Raw genomic sequence first — 13,679 nt, forward strand, 5'->3', positions numbered from 1 at the left:
AAAGCCCCTCAGTGCCTTTAAAAAAACTATTCTCCTGCTCTAAAAAGATAACTTCTTAGCGCATTTTTAAGAGAATGCCTCCCCATCACCATGCAAGCAACACAAACCAACCCATCTTTACTTATGGAAAATTGAAACTCTTTTATCTGAAAAAAACACCTCGCCCACTTTTTTTAAAAGAAAAGCTCTTCTTTTTTCACATTCATAAAAAAACTTACTCATGAGAAAATAATATGGTATCAGCCGCGGGCTCTTTGTTATCCCTGTTATCTCCACTCACCATTACCATCTCCCTTGCCATTACTGTTCCCATTTCCTCCATTTCCCTCTTCACCATTACTGCCCCCATTACCATTACTTTCTCCCTCACCCTTATCTCTTCCATCACCATTGTCTTTCTTGTAACCCCTATTTTCCTCCTTACCATTTCCCCCTTCATCACCATGGTTTAAAGTTTTGTGCATTCCCACAAGACCAATTTTGGTATATCCGGCTGTTTGCAACCGATCTAGCACATTGACAACACGACCATAGTCGATTTCCTCATCTGCTTGAATTAAAATCTTTGTCTCCAAATTTTTTTGAGTTTCTTCAGACAAGATTTCAATAAATTCTCCCTCACTCACAAGAGTCTCACCAACATAAAAAGAATGATCCTTTTGTAGGGTAATATAAAGAGGCTTATCAGGCTGGGAAACAGGCGCTTTTGTTACAGAAGGCAACTGAACAGAAATAACAGATGTTGCCAAAGGCGCAGCTACCATAAACACAATAAGCAGCACCAAAACAACATCGATAAAAGGCGTTACATTAATCTCACTATGGACCTGAAAATCATCGCCCTCATATTCATTATGATAGTCTGTTTTCATTGTTTGCGGCTTTTTTGCTGTCTTTGTTGGTCGAGTTCACGGCTCAAAAGCCGTTCAATAGCGGCCGCAATATCTCCTAAATCATTTCGATATCCATTAAGAGCACGTGTTAAACCATTATACATAACAACAGCAGGAATAGCGACAAAAAGCCCCACAGCCGTTGCAAGCAAAGCTTCAGCAATTCCGGGTGCCACAACATCCAAGCGTGTTGTTTGAGTTTGAGCAATCCCAATAAAAGCATTCATAATCCCCCAAACGGTTGCAAAAAGCCCAACAAAAGGAGCAATAGCACCGATGGTTGCAAGAATGGCAGTCCCACAAGCCATGCGTCTTGTAGCAGCCAGCACACATCGTGCTAAAAGCAAATGTACCCGTTCTTTTACCCCCTCATTGAAAGCACACAACGCACTATCGTCATCTTTGCGTTCTCTAGTACCTTGAAACTTGATGAAAACCACCTGCTGAGTAGAAAGATCGACCTCTTTGAGCGTTTCTTCCAAAAAGACTGCACCTGCCCCTAGAAAAACCAAATTCGTTTCTTGCTGATTTTTGAAATCAGAGGTCAAATGCGTGAAAGTTTGAGCGTTTAGAGCAAACTGCAACGTACGACGCACTTTACGCCTTGCACACATTATTTCAACAATTTTAGCCAGAGCAATCGTCCAAGATACAAGAGAAGCAAGCATCAACACAATGATCACAGCTTGCACAACCCCATCAGCAGCCATAAACATCGAAAAAGGAGAAAAATCACCTGCAGAAAATAAAGTAAAACCCTTACCTAAAGCCTCTGTTTCAGATTCCATTGTTTCTCACAGATCTCTAAAATAACCCCATCCCTCCTTTAGGAAATAGGTTATAAAAAATAAAATAGGTTATAAAAAATAAAAGAAGACAAATCAAGTCTAGTTTATAATAAAAAGTGTCGTCACTTTTTCCCATAAAATCAAATAATTTACCCACACAATCTTAAAGCCGCTCACACATCTCTTTTAAAGCCCCAGCCATACACTCACATAACCCTTAAAACTACTCACACCCCTCATGCATACATACCCTCCTGCACCCCTCTCACGCCTCAGCATCCTCCACACCTCACGCACCCAACTTACCCCACAAGAGCACATCTTCCCCTTCTCAAGTACACTCTCAAACCTCTCCTGTTTGATCACCCTCAAAACTTCTCCCACTCATACTAATCCCACAACAGTACCCACAGCTCGTATCATTTCCTCCAAGCCCGCACACCACACAACACCCAGAACCTCCTCGCTCTCATCCCTCCTCCCCACACATCACTCCTCTTCCTAAGTTTGCCCGCTCATTCCCACCCTCTCAAACCAAAGCCCCACCCACACACTCACATAAACCTTAACATCACGTACACCCCTCATATTCATATACCTCACGCACATACCCCCATCACGCACCCACGTACCTCACGCACTCCCCCTGTGTAATCCCCATGCACGCATCCCCCTCTCAAACACCTCACACACTCATGCATCTCTCTTAAAGAGAACCGCTCACAATCCCCCCTATAGGTTCGTTTATACAACTATAGGTTTATTTATAAATCCAACAGTCTAATTTCCAAAGGTGTGTCATAGACTGTTGCAAAACCTTATGAAACAAAAGTATTAGGAATAATTTTGTCCATATATGGTTTCTTTTCAAAGAATTTTTGCGTAACCCTCCCTACATCATCAAGACTCCTTAAAAAAAATAACATTTATAAAAAACACACTTATAAATTGTATTAAGCATGGAACCAATATAATTTGAGGGCGTTAAACACTAACGAATGTTCAAATCTTTGACTCAGGTGATGACCTTCACCATGAATCGAAAATAACCCAAGAAAAAGAAAGAAGAATCATTATGGCAAACAACAAAGCAGCAGATGACAAAGCAACATCAACAGAAAAAGACCTGCACGCTCAATTGAAGCAATTACGCAGTGAAATGGCAAACATAACCTCAGCACTAAGTGACCTTGGTTCAAACACATTAAGTGAAGCTAAAAACAAAGCAACAAAACTCTACGCCTCAGTAAAAGACAATGGTGAAGACATCGCCTCACAAGCCAAAGACCTCTTAAGCGATTTTGAATATAATTTGAGCAGATGTGTGCGCAAAAATCCTAGCAAGAGCGTTTTGGTTGCAGCCGGCATTGGTTTTGTTCTCTCTTACTTAATCCGCCGTTAACTCATGCAAACGTCTATTATACCCTTACTGTACCAATTGACTGGTGGAAATCTCAAAAATACGATCAAACAGATCCGCATCCAAGCAATTTGCTGTGGAATTATTGGATTTTCATTATTGATGGCTCTAGTGTTTTTAAATGTCTTAAGCTTTCTTGCTTTATGTTTAGTAATGCACCCAGTTGGAGCAGCCACAACAATGGTGTTTATTTGGTTCTTTGTTGCAGGATTAAGTGTTTTGCTAAGTCGATTTTTCAAAGCATATCAACAACGTAATTATCAAAGACACTATGAGGAACAGCGCCGTAAGTTTATGACAGAATCAACTCTTTCCAGCATCGCAATGCTGAGCAAATACTTGCCTCTTGTTAAATTAGGATTGCCAGCTTTGGGACTTGCAGCTTACTTTTTATGGCAAAAAGATAAAAAAGATCACTTTTAAAACACATAGCTATTGTGATTCATCCCCCAAAAGGCACATTCTCTCAATATAGAAAGAATGTGCCTTTTTCCTCTGCAAAAAGCACAACCTAACCCCACAAGAGCACATCTGCCTCCTCTCAAACACACTCCCAACCCTCTCTCATCTAACCTACCTTCAACATTGTTCCCGCTCGCTACTGACCCCACAAAAGGACCCACAGCTCATACCATTCCACAAACGCCCTCAACTTCGCCCCCTTCACCCAAGTACACACCACACAACAATGTCTAGCACCTCTCATCCAATCAACAAAACCCGCACATTACCCCCCCTTCCTAAGTCCACCCACTCATCTCCATCCTTCCAATAGCGTTTCCTACACCGCAATGCATCCAACTATTCCACACAATACACCTGCCTTGTCTCAAGCACACCATATAACGTCCAGCAACTCTCACCCAACCAAAAGCCGCACATCTACCCCTTCCTGCACATCCTCTTCCCAAGTCCGCCTGCTCATCTCCACCCTCTCTTCAAACCAAAGCCTCCCACAGCATCCTTTCACTAAAATTCATCACACCAGTGTACCAAACCTGCCCCACAAAAGAACCCACGGCTCCTCCCCTTACAAAGCCCTCCAACCTCATTTTCCTTCAACAAAGTATACCCCACACAACGTCCAGCACCTCTTATCCAATCAACAAAACCCGCATATTACCCCCCTTCCTAAGTCCACCCACTCATCTCCATCCTTCCAATAGCGTTTCCTACACCGCAATGCATCCAACTATTCCACACAACACACCTGCCTTGTCTCAAGCACACCATACAACGTCCAGCAACTCTCACCCAACCAACAAAACCCGCATATTACCCCTCTTCCTAAGTCCACCTACTCATCTCCACCCTCTCTTTAAACAAAAGCATCCCACAGCATCTTTTCACTAGAATCCATCACACCTGTTTACCAAACCTACCTCACATAACACATCTACCTCCTCTTAAACACGACTCCCAACTCCCTCTCACTTGACCACCCTCAACATTGTTCCCGCTCGCATTGATCCCACAACAGCATCCACAGCCCCTCCCTTAACAAAGAGCGCCCTCAACCTCATCCCCCTTCAACAAAGTACACACCACACAACGCTCAGCACCTCTCGCCAACCAAAGCCCACACATCTTTCCCTTCCCCGCACATTCACCTCTGTAAAAAGCACACACACCTTTAACCAAATTTGCTCATGAAATATTGAGAAAAACTCAGCACACAAAGGATACAAATAGAGTAAATCCCATTACCATCGTCAGAATGATAAACCAATGAGATTAATTTAATTAAACTTACAACTGTGATTTGTTTTCACCAGCTTTTAATGGAAAGAGTAATCCTCAACCACCCAAAATCTCCCACAAGATAAAGCACTCTGGGTCTCTCTTAAAATCTACCTTCCCCTAGGAAGAGTACTCTACAACCATACTGGGAGCATTCTAAACACAATCATTGCGCGCAATAACATCCTCAATATCTGCCGCAATGGTTTCAATGGCTTTAGTATCATCACCTTCAACCATAACACGGATCAACGGCTCGGTTCCAGAAGCACGAATAACCAACCGCATTTCTTTTCCCAACCCCTCTGTTACTTGATCAATCGCAGCTTTGACTGGAGATTTGTTCAATACATTTTTGTCTTTAATTGTTATATTTTTCAAAATTTGGGGAACAGGCTCAAAACGCTTACACAACTCGCTCATCGAAAGCTGGCTTTCTTTCATACACGCTAAAATCTGCAAAGCAACAACCAATCCATCACCCGTTGTCCCAAAATCACTTAAGACAATGTGTCCACAATTTTCCCCACCAACATTATAACCCTTCTCACGCATCGCCTCGACAACATAGCGATCCCCAACCTTAGTACGTACCAAATCTAATCCTTTAGTGTTTAGAAAACGCTCCAACCCAAGATTTGCCATAATGGTTGTTACAATACCATTGCACTGTAACCGCTCAGTTTTATGCCAATGTTCAGCAAGCACCGCAATCAATTGATCACCATCCACAGTTTGAGCTTTTTCATCAACCATTAAAACACGATCACCATCCCCATCAAGAGCAATCCCCACATCGGCACGCACCTCATGAACTTTTTCTTTTAAAGAGGTCAGATCAGTAGATCCACATTTTTGATTAATATTAAAACCATTAGGCTCATGATTGATCGCAATAACCTCTGCACCCAATTCCCATAAAGCAAGTGGTGCAGCCTTATATGCAGCACCATTGGCACAATCAACCACAATGCGCAAAGCATCCAAACGCACATCACGCGGTAGCGTGCGTTTTGCATATTCAATATAACGGTAAATATCCCCTTCAACCCGTTTTGCACGCCCAATTTCTGCACAATTTGCTAAAGAATGTGAAAGATCTTTCTCAAGTAATTGTTCAATTTTTGCTTCAATTTCATCTGAAAGCTTAAAACCATCAGGGCCGAAAAGCTTAATTCCATTGTCGTAATAAGGGTTATGAGAAGCAGAAATCATCACTCCAATATCCGCCCGTAGAGAACGGCAAAGCATAGCAACAGCAGGGGTTGGCACAGGCCCAAGCAAAAAAGCCCCCATTCCAGCAGCGGTAAATCCTGAAACCAAAGCATTTTCGAGCATATAACCAGACAATCGAGTATCTTTACCAATTACCACACGGCACGGCTGTCCTTGTGAGCGAAACAAAACACCCACAGCCATTCCCACTTTCATGGCAAAATCTGGTGTCATAGGAAAACAATTGGCTTTCCCCCGAATACCATCTGTTCCGAAATATTTTCGCGCCATTTTTTTCCCTTTTCACTTAGAACTCTTCGGAAACCACCAACCCCTCACATTACCAACCACTCAAACCACAACCCCTTTAGACCATCAACCCTTTAAACCACAAATCACCCAACTCACCACAACTTGTCCTCACCAATCTACTAAGTCGCTAACCGCTCACTTTTACAAACCTTGCTCCTCAGACTCTTTTTAGCTCATCAGCCTCCAAAAAATACCAATCATTTTACCACAGTCCCTTCGAGGCATCTATCCTTTAAACCAAAATCACCCAACTTACCAACCTGCCCTCACTAATCTACCACGTTGCCAACAACCCCTTCACAAACCTTTTCACTTAGGACTATTTGGACACTCATCACCCCCCCAAAATATCAAGCCACTCTACCAAAGCTCCTCTTTTGGGATCATCGATCCCCTCCTCAAACCATTAACCCTTTAACTACAACCCACCCAACTTACCAACCTGCCCTCACTAATCTACCACGTTGCCAACAGCCCCCTCACAAACCTTTCCATTTAGGACCATTTGGAAATCATCACCCTCCAAAAAAATACCAAACCACTCTACCACAGCCCTCTTCGGGGATCATCGATCCCCTCAAACCATCAACCCTTTAAATTACAGATCACCTAGCTCACCAACCTACCCCACCAATCTGCCAAGTTACCAACTGCTCTCACAAACCTTGCTCCTCAGGCCCACTCCTTAAACCCCTTCTCACAAAGTCACCACTCTTCAAAAAAGACCAGCTTCTCGTATAAAGCCTATTGATAAACAACTTTATCCCACGCACACAAAAACCCTGATCCCTATAGACAACCCATTAAAGCAATACCCTCAACACCCTTCCATCTCTTCAAAACTTGTTTGCACGCACAAGAAAACCTACACACCCGCCAAAGACCTCTCATTTATTGTTAAAATCTCCGACTTAATTAGTAAAGCCTCCTGCTTACCACCTTACTCAAATCTTAGAGGGAAGTTTTTTGCATCGAGTACTATTTATTCATTTCTAAGCATCTGGATTGTTTTTAGAATCATTCTTTGCGTTCACCTTATTATCATCACTTACTTTTAGCGTACTTTTAGAAGTGCCTTTAGAACTACGCGCCTTCTTTTCAGCAGCATCAGTTTTCTTCTCGGTAACATCAGTTTTCTTTTCCGCAACAAGAGATTTGGGTTTTTCTTTTCCACCCTTACCACCTGTCTTGGGCACAGATGAAGTACGGGCAGGCACATGATCATTGCCCTGAGTGCGTGAAGGTGGTTTGCCCGCAATCACTTCGTTAATTTCTGCACCAGTTAATGTCTCATATTCTAACAAGCCTTGGGCCAATGCAAACCATTGTTTCTTTTTTGTTGTAAGAATTTTTGTTGCACTTTTATAAGCATCGTCAATGAGTCTGCGCACTTCCGTATCAATCATACGTGCCGTTTCTTCAGAGACATTCTGCGTTCTTGCAACTGAATGACCTAAAAAAACTTCATCCTGATTATCGCCATAAGCAACATTGCCAAGCATATCAGAAAATCCCCACCTTGTGATCATAGCACGTGCCAATTTTGTAGCCTGTTCAATATCAGAAGCCGCACCAGATGTGATATTTTCTTTTCCAAATCTTAATTCTTCGGCCACTCTTCCGCCCATCATAATCGCCAAGCGTGAAATCATCCACCGATAGCTCATGGAATAACGATCGCCTTCAGGCAATTGCATAACCATCCCCAAAGCTCTTCCTCTTGGTACAATTGTTGCTTTGTGAACAGGGTCTGCAACAGGCACATTTAAAGCCACAATAGCATGCCCTGCTTCATGATAGGCGGTTAATTCTTTTTCCTCTTGTGTCATAGCGGTTGAACGGCGTTCAGCTCCCATCATGACTTTATCTTTTGCATCTTCAAACTCTTGCATTGTCACCACTCTTTTGTTGCGGCTTGCAGCCATTAAAGCAGCTTCATTAACAAGGTTCATCAAATCAGCACCGGAAAATCCTGGTGTGCCTCTTGCCAAAACTTTCAAATCAACATTGGGCGCTAAAGGCACATTGCGCACATGAACTTTCAAAATCTGCTCACGCCCAGCAACATCAGGGTTTGGCACAACAACTTGTCGATCAAAACGCCCTGGTCTTAACAAAGCAGGGTCAAGAACATCTGGCCGGTTTGTTGCAGCAATTAAAATAATGCTTTCATTAGGTTCAAACCCGTCCATTTCAACAAGTAACTGATTTAATGTCTGTTCGCGCTCGTCGTTTCCACCACCAAGTCCTGCACCACGATGACGCCCAACTGCATCAATTTCATCAATAAAGATAATGCAAGGGGCATTTTTTTTAGCTTGTTCAAACATATCACGAACACGGCTTGCCCCAACCCCCACAAACATTTCCACAAAATCCGACCCCGAAATGGTAAAAAATGGAACATTGGCTTCCCCAGCAACAGAGCGTGCAAGCAAAGTTTTCCCGGTTCCTGGTGGCCCAACGAGTAAAACCCCACGGGGAATACGCCCCCCTAAACGCTGAAATTTTTGTGGGTCACGTAGAAAATCGACAATTTCTTGTAAATCCTGCTTTGCTTCTTCAACACCAGCAACATCTTGAAAGGTGACCCGTCCATGCGCTTCGTTTAGCAATTTTGCTTTTGATTTCCCAAATCCCATTGCACCACGTGATCCATTTTGCATTTGTCGCATAAAAAAGACCCACGCCCCAACGATAATAATAACAGGAAGAAGAGAGAATAATAAATTCAGAAAGATACTATTCCCAGAACTTTCAGGCACAGCCTTCACATTAACCTTCTTATTTTCCAATTTCTGTACCAAAGAAGGATCTCTTGGTGCATAAGTTGAAATGATTCGACGATCAGCCGTATGCCCTGTTAACTTTTGCCCCTGGATGGTTACAGTCGTAAACTCGTTATTCTCGACTTTCTTTAAAAAATCAGAATAGGAAAGCTCGCCATTTCCAGTTCGCTGACTGCTTCCATTAAAGAAAGAAAATAACGCAATGAGTACTAAGGCAATGAGCCCCCAAATCATGAGGGAGCGGTAATTGGAATTCATATTCAGTCCATTTATAAGATATCAAAGTTTTTGAAACAACATATAATCTTGTCCACGCCTTGCCAAGACATGAATAAGATGTTTATCATTTTTTAAAGCGATTTTTCTGCATCTTTTTCACCTAATGTTAAAAAAAGGTTCTACAACATTAATAAGAACGGCATCTTCGCGTAACAAAAGCCAATCAAAAGGTGCAAGAATGCGCTGCACAATTACTTTATGGCGACAAGAGAAATGAGAAAGCTCTGGAATATCAATGCCTTTGGCACCTAAAACCAATGGAAGAGATTGCAACGAAGGAAAATGAAGTCGTTTACGATCAACCATACCACCAAAATCAATCATATCTTCAATCATTTTACTATCCCCAACCATATGAGTGTTGGAAAACTGTTTTCCATACCTAAAAAACTGTTTTAAATGAACAAGATCAGCGGCACACACTTTAAGGGCATCTGCTTCACGATTGGTGATCTGATAGCGCCCATCCCATAAAAGGGTTTGCCCAGGAAGGATGATTGCTTTTTGAACGTTTCGTGCTTCACGCCACAAAGCAATTCCCTTTTGACTATATTCGATAAGAGACCTAGCCAAAGTAAAGCGCTTTTTTTCTAAAGAATGGAGACACAATTTTTGATTAAGAGTGCTCAACTTTTGAGATGCAAGCAAATAAGGGCTACCTCCCATCAACACAGCAAATAGCCCTACAACAAATGGAAAACCGGGATGATGGCGTAAAAAGGGCGCAGGCCTTTTAATAAAACATCGCCCATATTCAACAACAATATCCAAAGCTAGAATCAAATCAGCAATCATTTGTGCATATTGACGCCGCTTTAATGCCGCTTCATTGACTTTTTGAGCAATTTTAGAAAAGTTTTTAGGATGAATAGAACGGCGCACACGTACACGTTCAAAACGCAAATCATCATTCGTCGGATCATCAATCCACTCTATTCCTCGCAAACGCAAATAAGCACGCAATATATCGCGTTTAACGTCAAGTAGTGGGCGAATCAAACGCACTTTTCGGCGCAACAATGCTTCACGTGCAATACAAGACAAACCACGTTCAATCAATTCACCGTTGTCTTTCAAGACACTAGTGTCTTTTAACGGGTCTGTCACACCCATTTCCTCCCATGTATTACTATAATCCCCCTCCTGCCCCCCTCGTAAAACACCCGCAGCCCCAATCCCACACCGCGCATCAACAATCTCACCACCCTGCGCTACACCAACAAAAACCCCATCCTCTAATCTTAAAACAGAAGCCCCATCTCCCTCCTGCCCCCCTCGTAAAACAGCTCCATCCTTTAAGATACGTTGGTAACGCATGTAATAGGTTTCAACCTGATCATTGAGAGTGTGCCCTGTCATAATGAGCGTCGCCCCCTGTTTTTCAGCTTCTTGGAATAATAAATCATACCGTGCAACACGTGCTTTTTGAGAAATATCTGTCTTTGGCTTTGTGCCTTCCCACCGTACAATGACATGCTTAATCTGATAAGCACGACAAATCTCTGCCACCTTCTGTGCTTCACACGCTGATTCTTCACGCAATTGATGATCAATCGTAACAACAATAATCTCAGGGGGAGAAAGCAATGTCTTAAAATAATCTCTGAGCAAAAACAATAAAGCCAGCGAATCACCCCCTCCAGAAACTGCCACAATCAGCTTTTGACAATGGGCAAAATCTGACTTCTTAAAAATTTTTTCTAATTGAATGAGCACTGAGAACGACTCTGCTCTTGTTTAAGGCGTTTACAAAAAACGCACTCTAACGTTTGATAGTGTTTTGGAATATCAGCAAAAACATCACAAGCTGCTTTATTTTGACCAAGAGCAGCTACACTGACCGCTAATTTTAGCAAAATTTCAGAACCATATAAGGTATCTTTATACGTATACCATACATACAAATAAACCTGTGCAGCTTCATGATAGCGTTCTTGCCCAAGTAAAGATTCTGCTAACCAAAAAACAGCATCACCAACTAAAGGATCCTGCTTATAACGCTTTTGAAAAGCACAAAAAACTTTTTCAGCTTCAACATAATCAGCAGAAAGAATAAAATCATAGCCCTTCTTATAAAGTTTCTTAGGCAATAAGCGTTGATTTTCATCCCCATCTACCTGTTTGGCAGCACCATTTTTTCCACGCTTTTCCTTCTCACGCTGCACATGTTTACCATGCCTTGCGTTTATGCCATTTTTACGCTCATCATCCATACCATCAACAGCACCACTTTCACCTCCTTTTTCATTGTGCTTCTTTTTTCTACTGTGCTCCTTATTGCGCTTGCCACCTTGAATCGCTTCCTCTTGATTTCCATCTTGACCCTTAATCACCTGAACTGTCTCCTTTAAATAAGGATTATTCAAAGGGCAGTAATAACGAAAAGAGCCCTCTTGATTAAAAAGATCAAGCAAGTGTTGCCGAAACAAACGCTCTTCCTTCTCTCCTCGTTTATCTCGCTCTAGCGCCCCTTGTATCGCACGCAAAAGAAGATCCAAATCTTTGTCTTTAAGAAGAGTATCCTGATGATCCACACGCACCTTTTGCACCGCATCTACGCTGTAAACAAAAAGTGGGTCCATACTCGGGGGGAGAGATGGACCCACGCTTTGGGCAGTCAATGTGCCCAAACTCTGATCAGAAGATGGACCCCTGCTCGGGGGAGAGGCGGGTCCATACTTTGGGCGGACGATGTACCCAGACTCTGACCAGAAGACGGGCCCACACTCCGGGGAAGAGACGGACCCACGCTTTGGACAGTCAATGTGCCCAAACTCTGATCAGAAGATGGACCCCTGCTCGGGGGAGAGGCGGATCCATACTTTGGGCGGACGATATGCCCAGACTCTGACCAGAAGACGGGTCCATACTCCGGGGAAGAGACGGACCCATATTTTGGGCACTCAATGCACCCAAACTGAGATCAGAAAATAGACCCATACTCGAAGGGGAAAGAGATGGATCCACACTTTGAGCAACCAATGTGCCCAAACTCTGATCAAAAGCCGAACCCATACTCTGGGGGAGAGATGGGTTCATGCTGTAGGCAACCAATGCGCCCAAACTGTGACCATAATATGAATTTAAACTGTGATTAGAAAATTGAATAGCATTTTGAGGCATACTTTGAACAGGCCCCAAAAAACAAACCACCACAATTAATGTAACAATGCAAGCACGCCATAATAATAATTGATCCAAAAAACTAGCTTTCCAGCCTTTTTTGCGCCCAGCATGCAAAATCTTTTCTCCCCTAAATACTTGTTAATGATCTCTAACAGATCATCGATTTCACTTTTTAATCACCATCTATCTACGGCTTTAATCACCGTTTATAAATTTTAACCTCCGTTTACGGAACTGATTACCAAAACAACACGCCGATTTTGGTTCCAACATGAAATATCATCACATACAGCAACAGGCCTTTCTTTTCCGTAAGAAATTGTTCTCATCCGCTGTGAAGACACACCAAGAGAAATGAGATAATCGCGAACAGTAACAGAACGGCGCTGCCCAAGGGCTAAGTTATATTCGCGTGTTCCACGGTCATCAGCATGCCCTTCAACAGTAATAAAATAGTGAGGATAACGCAACAACCATTCTGCTTGACGCTTCAAAACGCGCTCAGCATCAGGCTCAATAGAGGAAGAGTTAAGACTAAAGAAAACACGGTCCCCCACATTTACCGTAAAATCTTGTGTTGAACCACTTACAGCACTACTAAAATTTGCATCCCCCATAGAAGAATGCATGCCACTTGTTTCATTGAGATTCTTTTTGGCACAACCAACAACAGCCAACAAGAAAAAAAAGACCACAACAAGTGGACAACGAAGCATGTTTTGGATAAACTCCATATGCTGATTCTCCTTAATAAAAAACATCAAAGTTAAGGACTTTTAACACATTATCCCCTAAAAATTTTATCACACAAAGCAAATATTGCACTTAAGCGACACTCAGCAACACTCCTTTTGTCATCTGCATTGTCCTCCTTTTTGTAGCCATTTTCAAGTCTTTTCACTCTGTTCTTTACTTTTTTGCGCACCTTTAATGTTTACCCCCTTAATCCAAGACCCTTTCAAGCTGCACACTCTATATGCCCACTTTAGTAATCTGAACGGCTTTTTAAAAACACATTGTAGTTTGGAAAAAATTATCAACATCAAGATTTTGCCTACAATTGCTTCATTCCCAACATTGGTAACTAATCTCAAACGTACCATTATTTGAGACTCAC

The 13,679-nt window shown here is 42.4% G+C and carries 9 protein-coding genes; 2 read left to right on the forward strand and 7 right to left on the reverse strand.

Annotated features, from left to right (window positions below):
* Positions 1-266: 266 nt before the first annotated feature.
* Both BWD162_RS06355 and exbB read right to left on the reverse strand, forming a co-directional pair.
* Complete coding sequence (locus BWD162_RS06355) at positions 267-872, reverse strand: biopolymer transporter ExbD (protein ID WP_078705886.1); 606 nt, start codon at positions 870-872, stop codon at positions 267-269.
* Positions 869-1,681: a tonB-system energizer ExbB gene (gene exbB / locus BWD162_RS06360; protein ID WP_078705887.1), complete on the reverse strand. Its 813-nt coding sequence runs from the start codon at positions 1,679-1,681 to the stop codon at positions 869-871. Before exbB ends, BWD162_RS06355 begins: the two co-directional genes overlap by 4 nt.
* Before the next feature lie 1,075 nt (positions 1,682-2,756).
* On the opposite strand from exbB, the gene BWD162_RS06370 reads away from it, so the two are divergent.
* Positions 2,757-3,083: a DUF883 family protein gene (locus BWD162_RS06370; protein ID WP_078705889.1), complete on the forward strand. Its 327-nt coding sequence runs from the start codon at positions 2,757-2,759 to the stop codon at positions 3,081-3,083.
* Positions 3,084-3,086: 3 nt separating this feature from the next.
* Positions 3,087-3,524: a hypothetical protein gene (locus tag BWD162_RS06375; RefSeq protein ID WP_078705890.1), complete on the forward strand. Its 438-nt coding sequence runs from the start codon at positions 3,087-3,089 to the stop codon at positions 3,522-3,524.
* Between the two features lie 1,473 nt (positions 3,525-4,997).
* On the opposite strand, the gene glmM is transcribed toward BWD162_RS06375, so the two are convergent.
* The 5 genes from glmM to pal form a co-directional block, all read right to left on the reverse strand.
* Entirely contained in the window at positions 4,998-6,347 is a 1,350-nt protein-coding gene (gene glmM, locus BWD162_RS06380; RefSeq protein ID WP_078705891.1) for a phosphoglucosamine mutase, read from the reverse strand.
* 1,013 nt (positions 6,348-7,360) lie between these two features.
* Complete coding sequence (gene ftsH, locus BWD162_RS06385) at positions 7,361-9,415, reverse strand: ATP-dependent zinc metalloprotease FtsH (RefSeq protein WP_078705892.1); 2,055 nt, start codon at positions 9,413-9,415, stop codon at positions 7,361-7,363.
* A gap of 117 nt (positions 9,416-9,532) precedes the next feature.
* Positions 9,533-11,152, reverse strand: a complete 1,620-nt coding sequence (gene tilS / locus BWD162_RS06390; RefSeq protein WP_078705893.1) for a tRNA lysidine(34) synthetase TilS — start codon at positions 11,150-11,152, stop codon at positions 9,533-9,535.
* Positions 11,137-11,970: a hypothetical protein gene (locus BWD162_RS06395; protein ID WP_153301015.1), complete on the reverse strand. Its 834-nt coding sequence runs from the start codon at positions 11,968-11,970 to the stop codon at positions 11,137-11,139. Before BWD162_RS06395 ends, tilS begins: the two co-directional genes overlap by 16 nt.
* Before the next feature lie 807 nt (positions 11,971-12,777).
* On the reverse strand, positions 12,778-13,296 hold the full coding sequence (gene pal / locus BWD162_RS06405; RefSeq protein ID WP_078705896.1) for a peptidoglycan-associated lipoprotein Pal: 519 nt from the start codon (positions 13,294-13,296) through the stop codon (positions 12,778-12,780).
* Between the last annotated feature and the right edge of the window lie 383 nt (positions 13,297-13,679).

The sequence above is a fragment of the Bartonella sp. WD16.2 genome (genome assembly GCF_002022505.1).
Taxonomy (GTDB): Bacteria; Pseudomonadota; Alphaproteobacteria; order Rhizobiales; family Rhizobiaceae; genus Bartonella.